The sequence below is a fragment of the Streptomyces kanasensis genome (assembly GCF_043077165.1).
GTDB classification, from domain to species: Bacteria; Actinomycetota; Actinomycetes; order Streptomycetales; family Streptomycetaceae; genus Streptomyces; species Streptomyces changanensis.
In genome coordinates this window covers 222,374-239,959 of record NZ_JBIBSF010000007.1, presented here as the reverse complement: position 1 = coordinate 239,959, position 17,586 = coordinate 222,374, and the positions used below count along the sequence as shown (strand labels likewise).

General features: G+C 76.3%; 17 protein-coding genes and 1 pseudogene. 2 read left to right on the top strand and 16 right to left on the bottom strand.

The genetic code is table 11. The features are described 5' to 3' along the window. Positions 1-109: 109 nt before the first annotated feature. Complete coding sequence (locus tag ACF053_RS19350; protein WP_391954995.1) at positions 110-1,066, bottom strand: polysaccharide deacetylase family protein; 957 nt, start codon at positions 1,064-1,066, stop codon at positions 110-112. A gap of 92 nt (positions 1,067-1,158) precedes the next feature. On the opposite strand from ACF053_RS19350, the gene ACF053_RS19345 reads away from it, so the two are divergent. Beyond that, entirely contained in the window at positions 1,159-2,379 is a 1,221-nt protein-coding gene (locus tag ACF053_RS19345) for a class I SAM-dependent methyltransferase (RefSeq protein ID WP_391954994.1), read from the top strand. On the opposite strand, the gene ACF053_RS19340 is transcribed toward ACF053_RS19345, so the two are convergent. The 6 genes and pseudogenes from ACF053_RS19340 to tsaB all read right to left on the bottom strand — a co-directional run bounded on the left by ACF053_RS19340 (position 2,312) and on the right by tsaB (position 7,382). Further along, complete coding sequence (locus ACF053_RS19340) at positions 2,312-2,989, bottom strand: hypothetical protein (protein ID WP_391954993.1); 678 nt, start codon at positions 2,987-2,989, stop codon at positions 2,312-2,314. The two genes, ACF053_RS19345 and ACF053_RS19340, sit on opposite strands and share 68 nt — an antisense overlap. Before the next feature lie 656 nt (positions 2,990-3,645). Further along, the gene (locus ACF053_RS19335) at positions 3,646-4,557 is read right to left on the bottom strand and encodes a polysaccharide deacetylase family protein (protein WP_391954992.1); all 912 of its coding nucleotides are present in this window, start codon (positions 4,555-4,557) and stop codon (positions 3,646-3,648) included. A 90-nt stretch (positions 4,558-4,647) separates the two neighbouring features. Beyond that, the gene (locus tag ACF053_RS19330) at positions 4,648-4,908 is read right to left on the bottom strand and encodes a hypothetical protein (protein WP_391954991.1); all 261 of its coding nucleotides are present in this window, start codon (positions 4,906-4,908) and stop codon (positions 4,648-4,650) included. Beyond that, the gene (gene tsaD / locus ACF053_RS19325; RefSeq protein WP_391954990.1) at positions 4,905-6,008 is read right to left on the bottom strand and encodes a tRNA (adenosine(37)-N6)-threonylcarbamoyltransferase complex transferase subunit TsaD; all 1,104 of its coding nucleotides are present in this window, start codon (positions 6,006-6,008) and stop codon (positions 4,905-4,907) included. The genes ACF053_RS19330 and tsaD overlap by 4 nt, the downstream gene beginning before the upstream one ends. Positions 6,009-6,252: 244 nt before the next feature. Further along, positions 6,253-6,708, bottom strand: a pseudogene (gene rimI, locus ACF053_RS19320) (ribosomal protein S18-alanine N-acetyltransferase); the annotation flags it as partial. Positions 6,709-6,728: 20 nt separating this feature from the next. Beyond that, positions 6,729-7,382 carry a tRNA (adenosine(37)-N6)-threonylcarbamoyltransferase complex dimerization subunit type 1 TsaB gene (tsaB, locus tag ACF053_RS19315; RefSeq protein WP_391954989.1) on the bottom strand — a complete coding sequence of 218 codons (654 nt, stop codon included), beginning with the start codon at positions 7,380-7,382 and terminating at the stop codon, positions 6,729-6,731. 126 nt (positions 7,383-7,508) lie between these two features. Here tsaB and ACF053_RS19310 point away from each other — a divergent pair, with 126 nt between their 5' ends. Then, on the top strand, positions 7,509-8,063 hold the full coding sequence (locus tag ACF053_RS19310; RefSeq protein ID WP_391955142.1) for a hypothetical protein: 555 nt from the start codon (positions 7,509-7,511) through the stop codon (positions 8,061-8,063). A gap of 72 nt (positions 8,064-8,135) precedes the next feature. On the opposite strand, the gene ACF053_RS19305 is transcribed toward ACF053_RS19310, so the two are convergent. From ACF053_RS19305 to ACF053_RS19265, 9 genes are all read right to left on the bottom strand, one after another. After that, positions 8,136-8,375 carry a hypothetical protein gene (locus tag ACF053_RS19305; protein ID WP_391954988.1) on the bottom strand — a complete coding sequence of 80 codons (240 nt, stop codon included), beginning with the start codon at positions 8,373-8,375 and terminating at the stop codon, positions 8,136-8,138. A gap of 157 nt (positions 8,376-8,532) precedes the next feature. Next, complete coding sequence (gene tsaE, locus ACF053_RS19300; RefSeq protein ID WP_391954987.1) at positions 8,533-9,111, bottom strand: tRNA (adenosine(37)-N6)-threonylcarbamoyltransferase complex ATPase subunit type 1 TsaE; 579 nt, start codon at positions 9,109-9,111, stop codon at positions 8,533-8,535. A gap of 9 nt (positions 9,112-9,120) precedes the next feature. Next, entirely contained in the window at positions 9,121-10,419 is a 1,299-nt protein-coding gene (locus tag ACF053_RS19295; protein ID WP_391955141.1) for an alpha/beta fold hydrolase, read from the bottom strand. A gap of 83 nt (positions 10,420-10,502) precedes the next feature. After that, positions 10,503-11,690: an alanine racemase gene (gene alr / locus ACF053_RS19290; protein ID WP_391954986.1), complete on the bottom strand. Its 1,188-nt coding sequence runs from the start codon at positions 11,688-11,690 to the stop codon at positions 10,503-10,505. A 192-nt stretch (positions 11,691-11,882) separates the two neighbouring features. Continuing rightward, positions 11,883-12,524, bottom strand: a complete 642-nt coding sequence (locus ACF053_RS19285) for an SMI1/KNR4 family protein (protein ID WP_391954985.1) — start codon at positions 12,522-12,524, stop codon at positions 11,883-11,885. Positions 12,525-12,624: 100 nt separating this feature from the next. Then, complete coding sequence (locus ACF053_RS19280; protein WP_391954984.1) at positions 12,625-14,052, bottom strand: NAD(P)H-hydrate dehydratase; 1,428 nt, start codon at positions 14,050-14,052, stop codon at positions 12,625-12,627. A 4-nt stretch (positions 14,053-14,056) separates the two neighbouring features. Further along, positions 14,057-14,425, bottom strand: coding sequence for a holo-ACP synthase (locus tag ACF053_RS19275; RefSeq protein ID WP_058943141.1), 369 nt, complete (start codon positions 14,423-14,425; stop codon positions 14,057-14,059). Further along, entirely contained in the window at positions 14,422-16,269 is a 1,848-nt protein-coding gene (glmS, locus tag ACF053_RS19270; protein WP_391954983.1) for a glutamine--fructose-6-phosphate transaminase (isomerizing), read from the bottom strand. The genes ACF053_RS19275 and glmS overlap by 4 nt, the downstream gene beginning before the upstream one ends. 357 nt (positions 16,270-16,626) lie before the next feature. Continuing rightward, a complete protein-coding gene (locus ACF053_RS19265; protein WP_391954982.1) occupies positions 16,627-17,442 on the bottom strand; it encodes a hypothetical protein in 816 nt (271 codons plus the stop codon). Between the last annotated feature and the right edge of the window lie 144 nt (positions 17,443-17,586).

The following is a 17,586-nucleotide window of genomic DNA, read 5'->3' as shown; positions in this document are numbered from 1 at the left end:
GTGCCAGAGCCGAGACTATGACCGTGATTAGCACTCGGTCAAGCGGAGTGCCAACGAACCGCCGCGCGCCGCCCTGCGCTCGCACGTGCGTACGAGGCTGGAGGGGGGTTCAGACGTAGTCCTCCAGCCTGGCCACCGCGTACCCGCGCGCCGTGATGGTGTCCATGGCGCGGCGCACCATGTCGGCCATCGAGCCCTTCCAGTCGCCGCGCCCGCGGAAGTGCGAGAGGACGATGTCGCCGGGGTGCAGGTCGCGGTCCCACTCCCGCCACTCCATGCGGTCGGGGAACGCCTCGGCGGACCACAGCGGCACCGCCTTGATCCCGCAGGAGCGGGCGGCGCGCAGCGTGTCGGCGTCGTAGTTCCCGTACGGCGGGCGGAAGAGGGTGGGGCGCGTGCCGAAGCGCTTCTCGATGGTGTCCTGCTGGCCGCAGATCTCGCGCCGCTGCTCGTCGTAGTCGAGCGCGGGCATGTAGCGGTGGTTGAGGGTGTGGTTGTGCAGGGCCACGCCCCGGTCCCGCATGCGCGCGAAGTAGGCGTAGTCGTCCTTGACCACGTAGTCGCTGAGGAAGGCGCTGTACGGGATGTCCAGTTCGGTCATCATCCGCAGCAGCTCCGGGTCCTTCTCGGCCCCGTCGTCGATCGTCAGGAAGACGATCCGGTCCCGGGTCGGGACGGTCGTGAAGACCGGCGGGAGCGAGGGGTCGCCCACCTCGAAGCCCTTGCGGAAGGTGATCTTCGGCTTCACCGCCGGAGGCGCGGGCGGCAGGAGCGGGGTCCGTTTCAGCCCCCACCGGCGCGCGGCGACGGCCCGCGCCGCCTGCGTGCGCCGGAAGCGTTCGACGTAGGCGGCGAGGGCCCCGGACGCGGTGCGCGGCAGTGCCTGCCGGGCCTCGGCGCCGGGCTCGCCCTGCCGGCCGTGGGCCCCCGGGCCGCCCTGCGCCTGCGTCGCGGGCCGATCCTCGCCTCCGCAGGCCGTACCGAGCACCCCGAGGAGCAGGGCGGTGGCGACCCCCCGCCATACCCGATTTCCTGATGATCGACGCCTTTGTCGTACTAGCTGCATGGCGCCGCATCCTGTCAGCGCACCGGCCCCCGGCACGGGCGACACCGCCGCCACACCCGCACCATCCCCCGCCTGGACCACACTGGACGAGAATGGGGCGGGTGACCGATCTCGCCGCCTTCTCCGCGCTCCGCACCCCCGAGGGCCACGCGCTCCTCGCCGAACTGCGCCACTACGACCCCGCGGAGGAGCTGGCCGTCGCCTCGCGACTGCGCCGCGACCACCCGGCGGAGCTGGTCTCCGCGGCGCTCGGCCAGGCCCGGCTGCGGCAGCGGGCGGTGGCGAAGTTCGGCGCGGAGGACGCGTACCGCATGTTCTTCACCCCGAACGGCGTCGAGCAGTCCACCCGCAGGGCCGTCGCCGAGCACCGGGCGGCCGTCTTCGCCCGGCTCGGCGTACGGGCCGTCGCCGACCTGTGCTGCGGCATCGGCGGGGACGCGCTCGCGCTCGCCCGCGCCGGCATCCGGGTCCTCGCCGTCGACCGCGATCCGCTCACGGCGGCCGTCGCCCGCGCCAACGCCGAGGCGCTCGGTCTCGCGGAGCTGATCGAGGTGCGCCGCGCCGACGTCACCGAGGTCGACACCGCCCCGTACGACGCCGTCTTCGTCGACCCCGCCCGGCGCGGCGCGGCGACGGGCGGCGGCCGGGGCGCCGGGCGGATCTTCGACCCGGAGGCGTACTCCCCGCCGCTGTCCTGGGCGGTCGACACCGCGCGCCGCGCCCCGCACGCCGCGCTGAAGATCGCGCCGGGCATCCCGCACGAGGTGATCCCCCCGGAGGCCGAGGCCGAGTGGATCTCGGACGGCGGCGACGTGAAGGAGGCCGTCCTGTGGTTCGGCACGGCCCCCGGCGCCGTACGCGCGACCCTGCTGCCCTCCGGCGCCTCGCTCGCCGTGTCCGCCCCGCCGCCCGCCCCGCCGGTCCGACCGGTGGGCCGCTACCTGTACGAGCCGGACGGCGCCGTGATCCGGGCGCACCTGGTCGCGGAGGTCGCCCGCGAGGTGGACGGCGGGCTCGTCGACGAGACCATCGCCTACGTCACCGCCGACGAGCTGCGCCCGACGCCGTACGCGACCGCGTACGAGATCACCGACGAGCTGCCGTTCAACGTGAAGCGGCTGAAGGCGCTGCTGCGGGAGCGCGAGGTGGGGATCCTCACCGTGAAGAAGCGCGGTTCGGCGGTGGCGCCGGAGGAGCTGCGCCGCAAGGTGAAGCCGAAGGGCCCGAACTCCGCGACGGTCTTCCTCACGCGTGTGGCGGGCGCGCCGACGATGCTGGTCGGGCGGCCCGCGGCACCGGCCGGACGGGACTGAGCAGCCGCACGGCCGTCCGGAAGTGGGCCACGGCCCGCACCCCGCCGACCAGGCCGTGCACCCACAGCAGGAGCCCGGCGCCCACCCCGAAGCCGACCTCCGCGTACGTCGTCGTACCGGGCCGGGCCGCCGCGGGCACGCCGACGCACAGGGCCAGGCCCGCCGCGCCCAGCGCGAACGACACGAGCAGCCACGCCAGGCTCCGACCCGCGGCGCGGTGCCGGGCGTCGCGCTCCGGGGCGCGGTCCAGGGCGGCCCACCGGACGAGCAGCCGGTGCGCCGCGACGTCCCGGCGCACGCCGCCGACCTGGAAGAAGCCCGCCGGGACGAGCGTCGCGAGCCCCGCCCCCGCGAGGAGGAAGGCGGGCGCGGCCCCGAGCGGGTCCAGGGCCTCGTCGAACCCGATCCAGGCGGCACCCAGCAGGCTCCAGCCGACCTCCAGCACCAGCAGCCACACCAGGAACAGCGCGAGTCGGCCGCCACCCAGCGAGGCGCGGCCCAGCACGGTCAGGGCCCGGTCGCGGTCGGCGAGCAGCGCGGCACGGTCGGGCCAGCTCCGCAGGTGCGGGGGTGGTGGGGGCGGGGGCAGGGGAGCACGACGGGACGACACAGGGCGAGGCTAGGACGCGTAGCGCGGGCGCCCGTCATCGGGTCCCGTACCGGGACGGCGGGCACCGGCGGCCGACGGACACCGGGGGCGCCGGGGGCAGCGGGGGGCCAGGGGGGCGGGCAGCGGGGGCGCGAGGGGCCGGGGCCGGCAACGGGCCCCCGGGAGCCGGCCGCAGCCCGCCCGGAGCCGGCGTCGGGCGCGTCGGCGCCGGGGCCGAGCGGCCGCGGCGCCCGGGGCGACGGGCCGGGGGGACGCCGCGCACCAGGCCGCCGGGGCGGTCACCGAGGGCGCCCCAGCAGGCCGCAAGCCCCCCTCCCAGACCCGGCAACAGGCCCGGCGACGCCAGGACCGAGCGACTGCGGCGCCGCGGGACGGCGGGCACTGCAGCGCCGTACACCGGGCCGCCGGAGGGCGGGCCGGCCACCCGGGGCGCCGGACCAGGCCGTGGGCCCATCCAGGCCCCCGGCAGGTGGCGGGCCCGGCCGGTCCGCAGCGGGCCCGTGGGGGCCGGCGTCCGGCCGCGAGGCGGAGCCGCGGGCGGCGGGATCGGGACGGCGGGAGCCGGCGGGCGGCGGGAGCCTGCGGGCGGGCGGCGGCGGGCGGCGGGAGCCTGCGGGCGGGCGGCGGCGGGCGGCGGGAGCCTGCGGGCGGGCGGGTCAGACGTAGTCCTCCAGGCGCGCCACGGTGAAGCCCTGCTCCTGTACGCGCCGCAGGAGGTTCGCGGTCATCTCGGTCATGGACGTGCCCTTGAGGTCAGCCGGGCCGCGGAAGTGGGCGAGGACGATGTCGCCGGGGTGCAGCTTCCGGTCGCCGCGCTGGTACTGCATGTCGGTGATCTGCATGGACTCGCGCCACAGGACGATCGCGTCGACCCCGCACCGGCCGGCGGCGGCCCGGGTGTCCTCGTTCCAGTTGCCGTAGGGCGGGCGGAAGAGCCGCGGGGCCGTGCCGTACGTCTCCCGGAGCTGCCGCTGCTGACCGCAGATCTCGCGCTCCTGCTCCCCGGCCCCGAGGGCGCGCAGGTCTGGGTGGGTCAGCGTGTGGTTGGCGACGCCGTTCCCGAGGGCGGCGAGCGGCTTGAAGTAGCCGTAGTCGGCGCGTATCGCCGAGTCGGTGAGGAACATCGTGAAGGGGACGTCCAGGTCCCGCATCATCTCGGCGAACTTCGGGTCCTTCTCGGCGCCGTCGTCGATGGTGAGGAAGACGACCTTGTCCTTCGTCGGCACGTCGCTGATGACGGGCACCCGGTCGGCGCCGGTGCGGACGGTCTTGACCGGCTTCACCACGGGCGCGGCGGGCGGCGCGGGCAGCGGCTCCAGGCCCCACTTGCGGTACGCGGCGGCCCTCTGTGCCGCGTCCGGCGGACCGGCCTCGCCGCCCCGCGTGCCCTCCTCGGCCCCGGTCTCCCGCGCGGAGGGGCCGGGGGCGGGGACGGCCGTCCTGTCGTGGCCCGGCCGCGCGGCCGAACCTCCGCCATCGCCGCCGCCCGTCGTGCAGCCCCCCGCGAGCCCCGTCGCCACCAGGGCGGACAAGGCCGCCACCGCCACCTTCACCGTCGTCCTGTTCACAGGACAGTGGATGCGGAAACACACCCCCGCGGTTCACTCGTTCGGGGGAACGGAGCGAAGGGGCACAGGTCAGGGGGTGCCCCCAGGGGGCTAGTCGACGCCGTGCGAGGTGAAGCGCCAGCGGTGGACCGGGCGGGTCACGAGCTCCGCGGGCGGCTCCGGGAGCTCCTCCGGCCCGGGAAACCCGGGGGACGTTTCCCACCAGGTCAGGACCAGCACCCGGTCCTGCGGCGCCGTGAACGTCTCGCGGCGCAGCGGTCGGGCGGCCGGCCGCTGGGCGCGGGCCCACTCCAGGAGCTCGTCGCCCCGGCCGGGTACCGCGCGGGCCTCCCACATCAGCGTGACCGTCACGAGTAGAGGTTCTCCTTGCTGATCTCGTGCAGGTGGTCGTGGTCATGGTCGTGGTGGTGGCCCGGGACGTGCGGGTCCGTCACCGGCAGCGAGGAGTCCGCGGAGAGCTCCAGGTCGGAGGCGGGCCGGTTGCGGGCGACCATCTCGGCGCCGAGCGCCGCCACCATCGCGCCGTTGTCGGTGCACAGGCCGGGGCGCGGGACCCGCAGCCGGATGCCGGCGCGCTCGCAGCGCTCCTGCGCGAGCGCGCGCAGCCGGGAGTTGGCCGCCACGCCGCCACCGATCATCAGGTGGTCGACGCCCTCGTCCTTGCAGGCCCGTACGGCCTTGCGGGTCAGGACGTCCACGACGGCCTCCTGGAAGGAGGCGGCGACGTCCCGCACGGGCACCTCCTCGCCCGCCTTCCGCTTGGCCTCGACCCAGCGGGCCACGGCGGTCTTGAGACCGGAGAAGGAGAAGTCGTACGCGGGGTCCCGCGACCCGGTGAGCCCGCGCGGGAAGGCGATGGCCTGCGGGTCGCCCTCCCTGGCCAGCCGGTCGATGACCGGGCCGCCCGGGAAGCCCAGGTCCAGCAGGCGCGCGATCTTGTCGAACGCCTCGCCCGCCGCGTCGTCGATGGTCGCGCCCATGGGGCGGACGTCGGCGGTGATGTCGGGGGCGAGGAGGAGCGAGGAGTGGCCGCCGCTGACCAGCAGCGCCATCGTCGGCTCGGGCAGCGGCCCGTGCTCCAGCTGGTCGACGCAGATGTGCGACGCGAGGTGGTTGACCCCGTACAGCGGCTTGCCGAGCGCGTAGGCGTACGCCTTCGCCGCCGAGACGCCCACCAGCAGCGCGCCCGCGAGGCCGGGACCCGCGGTGACGGCGATGCCGTCGAGGTCGCGGGGGGAGACGCCGGCGTCCTTCAGGGCGCGCTCGATGGTGGGGACCATGGCCTCCAGGTGCGCGCGGGAGGCGATCTCGGGGACGACGCCGCCGAAGCGGGCGTGCGTGTCCACGCTCGACGCGATGGCGTTCGCGAGCAGGGTGGTACCGCGGACGATGCCGACGCCGGTCTCGTCGCAGGACGTCTCGATACCGAGGACGAGGGGTTCGTCAGCCATGGGTCTCAACGCTCTCAGGTGTCTCGGTGGTCTCGGTGGTCTCGGGTGTCTCGGTGGGGCCTGTCGGGCCGGTGGGGCCGGTGGAGCCGCGTGTGTCGATGGTCCCGGGCGCACCGGTGGCCCCGGCCGGCCCGGGAGTACCGGCCGGCCCGGGAGTACCGGCCGGCCCGGGCGTGCCGCACGCCTCGGGCGTCTCCGTCGTCTCCGGCGTACCGGGCGGCTCGGTGGCCGGGTGGGCTCCGCTGGCCGCGGCGGTGTCGTGCAGGGCCAGGCGCATCACCAGCGCGTCGACGTTGCCCGGCTGGTAGTAGCCGCGGCGGAAGCCGATCGGCTCGAAGCCGAAGCGCTCGTACAGCCGCTGGGCCCGCGTGTTGTCCACGCGTACCTCCAGCAGTACCTCCTCGCACTCGAAGGAGGTGGCGTGGTGCAGGAGCTCGGTCAGCAGCCGGGCGCCGAGGCCGGTGCCCCAGTGCGCGCGGGCGACCGCGATGGTCTGGACGTCGCCGAGCCCGCCCGCCGCCGCGAGCCCCGCGTACCCGGCGATCCGCCCGTCCGCCTCCTCGGCGACGACGTACCGGCGGGTGGCGCCCGGTCCGCGCGCGTGGGCCAGCTCGGACCAGAACATCCCCTCCGACCAGGCGTCGTCGGGGAACAGCTCCCGTTCCAGCTCCAGCACCGGCGCGATGTCCCACCAGCGCATCTCACGCAGCACGGGGCCGGTCACCGGGGCGTGACCACCTTGTAGTTCTTCGGCACCTGGGCGTCGGGCCGGCGCAGGTACAGGGGCAGGGGCTCCAGCAGCCGCTCCCCCGCCGCGAGCCGCTCGGCCGCCAGCGCGGCCAGCGCGGCCGCCGACTGGTGCTCGGGGTCGCGGGCCTCGGGGAAGACCTCGGTGTACAGCCGCGCTCCGGCGCCGACCGCGGGGAGTCCGGCCACCCGCTCGGCGATGTCGGCGGGCCGGTCGACGGACGGCTCGGTGGCACGGGTGCGGCAGTCGTCGTACCGGGCCCAGTAGACCTCCTTGCGGCGCGCGTCCGTGGCGACCACGAACGGCTCCTCGATGCCGGAGGCGTACGCGAGCCCGTCGAGCGTGCACAGCCCGTGGACGGGGACGTCGAGCGCGGAGGCGAAGGTGGCGGCCGTGACGAGGCCGACGCGCAGCCCGGTGTACGGGCCGGGGCCGACCCCCACCACGACGTCCGTGACGGCGTCGAGGCCGAGGCCCGCTTCGCCCAGCACGCGGTGGACGGCGGGGAGCAGCAGCTCCCCGTGACGGCGGGCGTCGACCTGGTGCGACCGGGCGAGGACGGACCGCCCGTCGTGCAGGGCGACGGTGACGGCGGGCGTGGCGGTATCCATGGCGAGCAACAGCACGCGAACAGCCTACGGCGCCCGTGGGCCGGGCACGGCGCCCCGGTACCGGCCCGGCGCTGCTGCTACCGTCACACCGATACGTCGTACGAGAGGTGGGGCAGCGTGGCAAGGAGCAGCTCGGGATTCGTGGCCGGGCTCACGGCGGCGGCGCTCGCGGCGGTCGGCTTCCTCGCCTACCAGGCGTCGGCCGGCGCCCCCGCCGACCTCCGGTCCCGCACGAAGCCCGTGAGCACCGCGTCGCCGTCCCCGGCGACCGCCCCGGCCGCTCCGGGGTCCGCCGGCAAGCCCGCCCCCGACTCCCTGGCGCTGCCCCCGCGGTCCGGCTCGGGCGAGCGGGTCGTGTACGCGCTGGGCGACCGGCGGGTCTGGCTGGTCGACGACGGCGGCAAGGTCCTGCGGACGTTCCCGGTCATGCCGAGCGCGGTCAGCCCGACTCCCGGCACCTACGCGGTGACCTCCCGGACCGGGAAGGTCCGCGGCTCCGACGGGGTGCAGATCGAGCACGTGGTGCGGTTCGCCGTGGTGGACGGCGTGACCGTGGGCTTCAGCGCGGCCGTGGACGGCTCGATGTCCAGCCCCGACCCGTCCCGCAAGACCGGCGGAGTGCGCATGGCGCGCGCCGACGGCGACGCGCTGTGGACGGTCGCGACGGTCAACTCCACGGTCGTCGTCGTTCCCTGACGCCCCCACCGGCGCCGCCCCGCCGGGCCCCCCTTTCCGGAGCGCTTTCCGGAGCGCGCCTCGGCGCCGCGGTCACGCGGCCCGGGGCGCCTGGTGCTTCCGGGGCCCGGCGGACCCGTCCGCCCCGTCGGCACCCTCGGCCGGGGCCGCGGCGACGCCGTCGGCCTCGCCCGCGGCCGCGTCGTCGGCGGTGTCCTCGACGGGGGCACGGCGCGGCGGCGTGGACACGGCGTCGGCGGCAGCGCAGGACGCCAGCAGATCACGCATGGACACGTCCGACGGCTGCGGCCGCTCCGACTGCTGCTGCGGCATGGTTGCCTCCTGGCTCCACGGGCGGGACGAGCGTAGTTAGGTAGACCTAACCAACGGCTGGTATCCATGTGACCACGCCTCGGAGGTACGGCGCAACAATGTGCCGACGACTTGTCGGAAAGTACGGCCCCGGGTCCGGGCGCACAGTGACGCGACGTCAGCGCAGCGCGAGGTCCGCCCCCTCCCAGCGCGCCCCCAGGCCCGTCAGCGTGACCTCGCGCCGGTCGTCGTCGGTCGCGCCGACGACCCGGTCGATCACCACGTGCAGCCGGTCGTCGGTCAGCTCCTCGACCTTGCCGTCGCCCCACTCCACGACGACCACCGAGTCCGGCAGCGAGACGTCGAGGTCCAGGTCCTCCATCTCGTCCAGTCCGCCGTTCAGCCGGTACGCGTCGACGTGCACGAGGGCGGGTCCGTCGACCAGGGACGGGTGGACGCGGGCGATGACGAACGTCGGGGAGGTGACCGCGCCGCGCACGCCGAGCCCCTCGCCGAGGCCCCGCGTCAGGGTCGTCTTGCCGGCGCCCAGCTCGCCGGTGAGCATCACGAGGTCACCGGGGCGCAGCAGCCCGGCCAGGGCGCGGCCGAGCTCCTGCATCTCGTCGGGCGAGTGGACGGTCAGCCGGGCGGTGGCGGCAACGGGGGCCCCCGCCGTCTCCGTGTGGGCCGCGTCCGTGTGGGCTGCTTCCGTGTGCGACGCCTCCGTGTGCGCCGCTTCGGTGTGTGCTGCTTCCATACCGCCAACCTAACCGCTGTCGGGGACCGCCCCCGCCGTCCCCGGGGCCAGCGCGCCGGCCCGTACGAGCAGCGCGGCGAGGTGCGCGGTGACCGTCTCCGGGTGCTCCAGCATCACGAGGTGCCCGCCGTCCGGCACGACGACCAGCTCGGCCTCCGGCAGCAGGGCGGCGATGGCCTCCGTGTGGGAGCCGGGCGTCACCATGTCCCGCCCGCCCGCCAGCGCCAGCACCGGGACGCCCGCGGCGGCGAGGACGGCGAGCGCGTCGGCCTTGTCGTGCTCGGCGAAGGCCGGGTAGAACTCGGCGACCACGTCTATCGGGGTGGCCTCGATCATCCGCTCCGCGAACCGCGCGACGGCCGGGTCCACCTCCCGCGTCCCGAAGCTGTAGCGGCGCACCACCCCGGCGAAGAGGTCGGCGGTGGCCCGCCGGCCCCGCTCCACCAGCTCCGGCCGGGTGCCCAGGGCGCGCAGCACGCCCGGGAGCACCCGGCGCGCGGCGTTCACCCCGGCCACCGGCAGGCCGAAGGTGACCTCGGCGAGCCGCCCCGACGACGTACCGACGAAGGCGACGCCGGCGACCCGGTCCCGCACGAGGTCGGGGTACTGGTCGGCCAGCGCCATGATCGTCATGCCGCCCATGGAGTGGCCCACGAGGACCAGCGGGCCCTCGGGCGCCGCCGCGTCGATGACGGCCCGCAGGTCGCGGCCGAGCTGGTCCACGGAGACCGGCGTCCCGTCGGCGCCGCCCTGCGCGACACCGCGCCCGGAGCGGCCGTGGCTGCGCTGGTCCCAGTGGACGGTGCGGACCAGGCCGCGCAGCGCGGCGCGCTGGAAGTGCCAGGAGTCCTGGTTGAGGCAGTAGCCGTGGCTGAAGACGACGGTGACGGGAGTGGGGATGGCGGTCCCCCGCGCCTCCGCGCCCCCGCGCACCCGCCCGACCACGCCGGTCCCACGGGACCCACCAGCCCCACCGGACCCACCGGCCCTGTCAGGGGCCTCCGCCATGCGGAGCTCGCCGACCCCGTCGACCCCACCCGCCTCGTCGATCTCGTACCGCAGCGCCGTGCCGTCGTCGGCGTACGCGGTGCCGGGCGTGCCGCGCAGCGCGCCGTACGGGCCGGCCGTGTCGAGGGCGAGCCGGGCGTTGCGGCGGACGCCGCGCCCGACCGTGAGCCGCTCCAGGGCGACCCCGGCGGCCGCCGTCGCGGCGACGACCCCGAGCGCGGCCCCGGCGAACCCGGCGCGCCGGCGCCAGGCGCCGCCCGCCGCGGCCCCGGCGACGGCCCCGACGGCGTCGCCGACCATCCCGCCGACCACGTCACCGACCGCGCCCGCCGCCGTCCCGCCGACCGCGGCCGCCCCCGCACCGGTCTCCGCCACGGCTCCCCCTACTCCCGCTCGTCGAGGTGGACGCGCGGGACGCGCGCGCCGACGCGGGTGACGATCTCGTACGCGATGGTGCCGGCCGCGCGCGCCCAGTCCTCGGCCGTCGGCTCGCCGTCGTCGCCGGGGCCGAAGAGCACCGCGCGTTCGCCCGGCTCGACGGTGTCCCCGCCCAGGTCGAGGACGAACTGGTCCATCGCGACCCGCCCCGCGACGGTCCGCACGGCCCCGCCGAGCAGGACCGGGCCGCGGCCCGAGGCGTGGCGGGGGACGCCGTCGGCGTACCCGAGCGGGACGAGGGCGAGGGTGGTCTCGGCGTCGGTCACGTGGTGGTGGCCGTAGCTGACGCCCAGGCCGGCGGGCGCCTGCTTCACGGACGCCACGGAGGCGCTCAGCCGCATCACGGGGCGGAGCCCGAAGTCGGCGGGCGTGCCGATCTCGGGGCTGGGCGAGACGCCGTACATGGCCACGCCGGTGCGGACCAGGTCGAAGTGCGACTCGGGGAGGGTGAGGGTCGCCGGGGAGTTGGCCATGTGCCGCACCTCCGGGGTGACGCCGGCCTTCTCCGCGTGCTCCAGCATGTCGTGGAACTGCGCGAGTTGGGCGCCGACCGAGGGGTGGCCCGGCTCGTCGGCGCAGGCGAAGTGGGACCACAGGCCGGTCACCCGGACGAGCCCGTCGGCCTGCGCCCGCAGGGCCTCCCCGACGAGGCGCGGCCAGTCGGCGGCCAGGCAGCCGTTGCGGCCCAGGCCGGTGTCCGCCTTGAGCTGTACCCGGGCGGTGCGCCCGGCGTCCCGTGCCGCCGCGGTGACCTCGTCGAGCGCCCACAGCCCGCTGACCGTGATGTCGACGTCCGCCTCGATCGCCGCGCGGAAGGGCCCGCCGGGCGTCCACAGCCAGCACAGGACCGGGGCGTCGATGCCCGCGGCGCGCAGCGCGAGCGCCTCGTACGGCGTGGCGGTGCCGAGCCAGGCGGCCCCCGCCTGGAGTGCGGCGCGGGCGCACGGGACGGCGCCGTGGCCGTACGCGTCGGCCTTCACGACACCCATGAGCCCGGCGCCACCGGGCGCGACGCGGGCGCGCAGCGCGCGGACGTTGGCGCGCAGCGCACCGAGGTCGATCTCGGCGCGGGCGCGGGTGTCGGGGCGCTCGGGCTCGCGGGTGGCGCTGGTGTGCTGCGGTGTCTCACTCATCGCGCCCAGTGTCTCAGGTGCGCCCCGGCACTCCGGAGCCCCGCGGTGTCGCCCCGGTCACTGTCGCCCCGGCCACTGCCGTCCCGGCCACTGCCAGCGGGCCGCCGGCACCCCGGTCACCGCCCGGCCGCCGCCCGCCGCCGTGGCCCGCTCGCCGCCGCCCTGCTCACCGTCCGGCCGCCGGCGCCCCGGTCACTCCGGTCCCGTGCCGTCCGCCGGGCGGTGCCGTGGCTGGGCGTACGGGTCGGGCTCGCCGGTGACCGGGTCGAGGCCGGCCACGTACCGCCGCTGCTCCTCGCGCCAGTGCACGAACCGGGCCGGCGTGCCGTCCCAGAAGACGAGGCTGACCGGCGGGTCGTCGAACTCGTCGGCGAGGAGGCGGTGCAGGAAGGCGGCCATCCCGTACGGGTGAACGCTGAACGTCGGGGAGGTGTGGCGCCCGCACACGACGACCGGCCAGCGGTCGGGGTCCGGGTCCGTGGTGAGCCAGCACAGGATGTCCGGACCGGCCGTGACGCCCCAGGCCAACAGGTGCTCCGGGTCCACGTCGAGGGCGTCGCGCCCACCCTCCGCCCGCCACGCGAGGCGGACGTTCGCCGTCTCCTCCGCGAGGTCGCCCGGCTGCCAGCGCACGCCCTGTCGCGGCAGCGGCAGCAGGACGACGGCCTCGCCGTTGACGGAACCGCCGCCGTAGCGCGCCATGAAGTCGCGGTAGTCGGCGGGGAACCGGACGCCCCACCGGGCCTCGGCCGCCGCCCAGTCGACCTGCTCGTCGGCCCCGTGGTCCGACGGCATGAGCCGCGCGAGCGCGGCGACGTGCGGGTTCTCCGCCACGATCTCTCCCACCCCTGGTGAACGAGGGAATCCTACGCAGCCGGGTCCCCGCTCCCCCGCCCCGGGGCGGGCGGCCCGGGGTGGCGGCCGGCCGGGTCCGTCAGGCGGCGACGTCCCGCCACGCGCCCGGCAGCGCGTCGGCCACGTCGTGCGCGGCGACCGGCGCCCCGGCGGCGGCCCGACGGGCGGCGAGCCCGTGCAGGTACGCGGCGGTCGAAGCGGCGTCGCGCGGGGCGAGCCCGGTGGCGAGCAGCGAACCGGCGAGGCCCGACAGGACGTCGCCGCTGCCGGCGGTGGCGAGCCACGGCGTACCGGTCGGGTTCACCCGTACCGGGACGCCCGGGTCCGGGTCGGCGACGAGCGTCGTGGACCCCTTGAGCAGGACCGTCGCCCCGTAGCGCGCCGCCAGTTCGCGCACGGCCTCCAGCCGCCGTGCCTCCACGTCGGCGCGGTCCGTGCCGAGCAGCGCGGCCGCCTCGCCCGCGTGCGGGGTGAGGAGCGTGGGCGCGGGGCGGGCCCGTACCGCCACCGGGTCCAGCGCGTGCAGGCCGTCGGCGTCGACGAGGACCGGCACGTCCGAGCCGAGGACGTCGTCCGCGCCCGGAGTGTCGCCCAGTCCCGGCCCGAGCACCCACGCCTGGACGCGCCCGGCGGCCGCCGGCGGCCCGGCGTGCACCAGCGTCTCCGGGTACCGCGCCAGCACGGCCGCGCCCGCGGGCCCCACGTACCGCACGGCCCCGGCCCCGCCGCGCAGCGCCCCCGCGACGGCCAGCACGGCCGCGCCCGGGTAGCGGGCCGACCCGGCGACGACCCCGACGACGCCGCGCCGGTACTTGTCGCTCTCGGCGGCCGGCACCGGCAGCAGCCCCGCCACGTCGGCGTGGTGGAGCGCCTCCAGCTCCGGCGGGGACGGCAGCAGATCGGCCAGGCCGATGTCGACGAGCCGCACCGCGCCCGCGTACTCCCGCGCCGGGTCGACGAGCAGCCCCGGCTTGTACGCCCCGAACGTCACCGTCGCGTCGGCCCGCACGGCCTCCCCGTCGACGGCGCCGGTGTCGGCGTCCACGCCGCTCGGCAGGTCCACGGCCACCACGACGGCGCCGGAGCCGCGCGCCGCCCGCACCACCGGTACGGCCTCCGGGCGGAGCCCGCCCCGGCCGCCGATGCCGGCGATGCCGTCCAGCACCAGGTCGGCGCGGGCCAGCACGGCGAACGGGTCGTCGGCCACCCGGCCGCCCGCCGCGAGCAGCGCGGCCAGCCCGTCCTCGTGGGCCCGCGCGCCGAGCAGGACGGCCGACACGCCGGCGCCGCGCCGGGCGAGACCCGCCCCGGCGTACAGGGCGTCACCCCCGTTGGCGCCGCTGCCGACCAGCAGCACGACCCGCGAGCCGTACACCCGCCCGAGGAGCCCCGCGCAGGCCCCGGCGAGCCCGGTGGCGGCCCGCCGCATCAACGTCCCCTCGGGGAGCCCCGCCATCAGCGCCGCCTCGGCGGCCCGCACACTCTCCACGCGATACGCAGTACGCATGACGTCAACCCTCCGCGATCACCACGGCCGACGCCACCCCCGCGTCGTGGCTGAGCGACACGTGCCAGTTCCGCACGCCCAGTTCGGCCGCGCGCGCGGCGACGGTCCCCCGCACCCGCAGCCGCGGCTGGCCGCTCTCCTCGACGTACACCTCGGCGTCCGTCCAGTGCAGTCCCCCCGGCGCGCCGAGCGCCTTGGCGATGGCCTCCTTGGCGGCGAACCGCGCGGCGAGCGAGGCGACTCCGCGCCGCTCGCCGCTCGGCAGCAGCAACTCGCGTTCCAGAAAGAGCCGTTCCGCCATCTGCGGCGTCCGCTCCAGCGCCTCCGCGAACCGGACGATCTCGGCGACGTCGATCCCCACCCCGATGATCATTCGACGGTGACCGACTTGGCGAGGTTGCGCGGCTGGTCCACCTCGTTGCCGCGGGCCGTCGCCAGCTCGCAGGCGAAGACCTGGAGCGGCACGGTGGAGACGAGCGGCTGCAGGAGCGTGGGCGTCACCGGGATGCGGATCAGGTGGTCCGCGTACGGCACGACGGCCTCGTCCCCCTCCTCGGCGATGACGATGGTCCGCGCGCCGCGCGCCCGGATCTCCTGGATGTTCGACACGACCTTGCCGTGGAGCACCGACCGGCCGCGCGGCGAGGGCACCACCACGACGACGGGCAGGTCCTCCTCGATGAGCGCGATGGGTCCGTGCTTCAGCTCGCCCGCGGCGAACCCCTCGGCGTGCATGTACGCCAGTTCCTTGAGCTTCAGCGCGCCCTCCAGCGCCACCGGGTAGCCGACGTGCCGGCCGAGGAAGAGCACCGTGTCGTGGTCGGCGAGGGACCGGGCGAGCGCGCGGACGGGCTCCATGGTCTCCAGGACCCGTTCCACGTCCTCGGCGATCCGGGCGAGGTCCCGGATGACGGCGCGGATCTCGTCGCCCCACTTGGTGCCGCGGACCTGGCCGAGGTAGAGCGCCACCAGGTAGCAGGCGACGAGCTGGGTGAGGAACGCCTTCGTCGACGCGACGGCGACCTCGGGCCCGGCGTGGGTGTAGAGGACGGCGTCCGACTCGCGCGGGATCGTCGACCCGTTGGTGTTGCAGATCGCGAGGACGCGGGCGCCCTGCTCGCGGGCGTGGCGCAGCGCCATCAGGGTGTCCATGGTCTCGCCGGACTGGGAGATGGCCACCACCAGCGTCCGGTGGTCGAGGATGGGGTCGCGGTAGCGGAACTCGCTGGCCAGCTCCACCTCGCAGGGGATGCGGGTCCAGTGCTCGATGGCGTACTTGGCGATGAGCCCGGCGTGGAAGGCCGTGCCGCAGGCGACGATGACGACCTTGGTGGCCTCGCGCAGCACGGCGGCGGGGATGCGCACCTCGTCCAGGGCGAGCGAACCCTCGGCGTCGATGCGGCCGAGCAGCGTGTCGGCGACGGCCTTCGGCTGCTCGGCGATCTCCTTGAGCATGAAGTAGTCGTAGCCGCCCTTCTCGGCGGCGGAGGCGTCCCAGTCGACGTGGTACGCCCGCACGTCGGCGGGGGCGCCGTCGAAGGTCGTGACGGTGACGCCGTCCCGGCGCAGCTCCACGACCTGGTCCTGGCCGAGCTCGACGGCCGAGCGGGTGTGGTCGATGAACGCGGCCACGTCGGAGGCGAGGAACGACTCGCCGTCGCCGATGCCGACGACGAGCGGGGAGTTGCGCCGGGCGCCGACGACCACGTCCGGCTCGTCGGCGTGGACGGCGACGAGCGTGAACGCCCCTTCGAGCCGGCGGCACACCTGCCGCATGGCCTCGGCGAGGTCGGCGGTGGACGAGTGGGCCTCGGCGAGGAGGTGGGCGACCACCTCCGTGTCGGTCTCGGAGGCGAGTTCGTGCCCCCGCTCGGCGAGCTCGGCCCGGAGCGACGCGAAGTTCTCGATGATGCCGTTGTGCACGACGGCGACGCGGCCCGCGTTGTCGAGGTGCGGGTGCGCGTTGGCGTCGGTCGGTCCGCCGTGCGTGGCCCACCGGGTGTGCCCGATCCCGGTGGACCCGCTCGGCAGGGGCCGGCCGGCCAACTCCTTGTCGAGGTTGACGAGCTTGCCGGCCTTCTTCGCCGCGGCCAGGCCGCCGTCGGCGAGGACGGCGACCCCGGCCGAGTCGTAGCCCCGGTACTCGAGCCGCTTCAGACCCGCGATGACGACATCAAGCGCCGACTGCCCGCCGACGTATCCCACGATTCCGCACATGGCGGCAGCCTACGGCTCCGGGGGCGCCCCGGGCTGCCCCGACGGGCGGACACCGCGTCAGGCCACTGGCGTGTGGACGCCGTGACGGTCCCCCGGCCGGGCGGCCGACGGGTCGGCCCGACGGGACGGACGGGAGGTCGGCCCGGCGGGACGGACCCGGCCACGTCCGCCGGGCGGACCGGGCCACCCCCGCCGGACGTCGGCCGGGCGGGACGGACGGGACCGACGGGGCGGACGGGAGGTCGGCCCCTGCCGGACGGACCCGGGTCGGCCCCGACGGGCGGACGGCGGGTCACCTCCGCCCGGCGGACCCGGTTCGGCCCCGCCGGACGTCGGCCCCGCGGGGCGGAGGGCGGGTCAGCCCTGCTTGGCGACCTTGGCGACCTGGGCGTCGATGACGGCGGTCGGCAGCGGGAAGTCCTTGCCGCCGACGGCCGCGCCGATGTTCACCGCCGTGAAGGTGGCGAGCGTGGAGCCCTGGCGGACGGCCGCGAGCTTGACCGCCATGGTGTCGCCGTCCTCCATGTCGGCGGCGAGCACCCAGGCACCGGCCTCGTCGCCGCCGGTCACCTTGGTCTCCGTCACCTTGAGGATCTTCGTCTTCTCGCCGTCCTGCGTCAGGGTGAAGCCCCCGGTGCAGGCGGTGGCGGCGGCGCGTAGCGAGGCGAGCGCGTCCGCCGCGCCCTTGGCCTCGTACGAGGCGAGCTTGTCGATGGTGACCGTGACGGCCATCGTCGAGGCGAGGGCCTCCTCGATCTGCTTCTCCGTCATGCCCTCGAAGGACGGCTTCTCCGCGCCGGCCTTCGGCTCCTCCATCACCTTGCGGGTGACGTCGGCGGCGGACTTGCCGAGCGCGATGCCGGAGCTGGCCTCGGCCAGCGGGAGGCACTCGGCCTTGTCGACGGTGACCGAGCCGGGCTTGCCGACCTCGTCCGCCCCGGCCGGCTCGACCTTGTGGCCCTTGACGTCACCCTGGGCCAGGATCGCCTTCTCCAGCTCCGCGGCGGTGAGGACCTTGGCGGCCGGCGCCGCCGGCGCCGCCGACGTCGCCTCCTTGGCGGCGCCCTTGTCACCGTCACCCGCCTTCTCACCACCGCCACAGGCGGTGAGGAGCAGGGCGAAGGAGACCGCGGAGGCGGCGACGGCGGAACGACGGATGACGGAGGCGCGCATGGACACAACTTTCTCTGTGAATGTTGTGCACACGATAAGTGCCGGGTCCCGACGGCCCGCCCGCTTCCCGATCCGCGGTCCATGCCGGTACCCGACCGTGATGCGGGCGTGATCAGCGGGTCTGCCGGGCGGCCCGCCCGGCGG

Excerpts from the sequence above, each read along its gene's own strand:
- glmS (WP_391954983.1), bottom strand. The coding sequence starts at position 16,269 with ATGTGCGGAATCGTGGGATACGTCGGCGGGCAGTCGGCGCTTGATGTC.
- ACF053_RS19350 (WP_391954995.1), bottom strand. The coding sequence starts at position 1,066 with ATGCAGCTAGTACGACAAAGGCGTCGATCATCAGGAAATCGGGTATGG.
- ACF053_RS19295 (WP_391955141.1), bottom strand. The coding sequence starts at position 10,419 with ATGGTCGGCGACGCCGTCGGGGCCGTCGCCGGGGCCGCGGCGGGCGGC.
- alr (WP_391954986.1), bottom strand. The coding sequence starts at position 11,690 with ATGAGTGAGACACCGCAGCACACCAGCGCCACCCGCGAGCCCGAGCGC.
- ACF053_RS19280 (WP_391954984.1), bottom strand. The coding sequence starts at position 14,052 with ATGCGTACTGCGTATCGCGTGGAGAGTGTGCGGGCCGCCGAGGCGGCG.
- ACF053_RS19305 (WP_391954988.1), bottom strand. The coding sequence starts at position 8,375 with ATGCCGCAGCAGCAGTCGGAGCGGCCGCAGCCGTCGGACGTGTCCATG.
- ACF053_RS19345 (WP_391954994.1), top strand. The coding sequence starts at position 1,159 with ATGGGGCGGGTGACCGATCTCGCCGCCTTCTCCGCGCTCCGCACCCCC.
- ACF053_RS19265 (WP_391954982.1), bottom strand. The coding sequence starts at position 17,442 with ATGCGCGCCTCCGTCATCCGTCGTTCCGCCGTCGCCGCCTCCGCGGTC.
- tsaE (WP_391954987.1), bottom strand. The coding sequence starts at position 9,111 with ATGGAAGCAGCACACACCGAAGCGGCGCACACGGAGGCGTCGCACACG.
- tsaD (WP_391954990.1), bottom strand. The coding sequence starts at position 6,008 with ATGGCTGACGAACCCCTCGTCCTCGGTATCGAGACGTCCTGCGACGAG.
- ACF053_RS19275 (WP_058943141.1), bottom strand. The coding sequence starts at position 14,425 with ATGATCATCGGGGTGGGGATCGACGTCGCCGAGATCGTCCGGTTCGCG.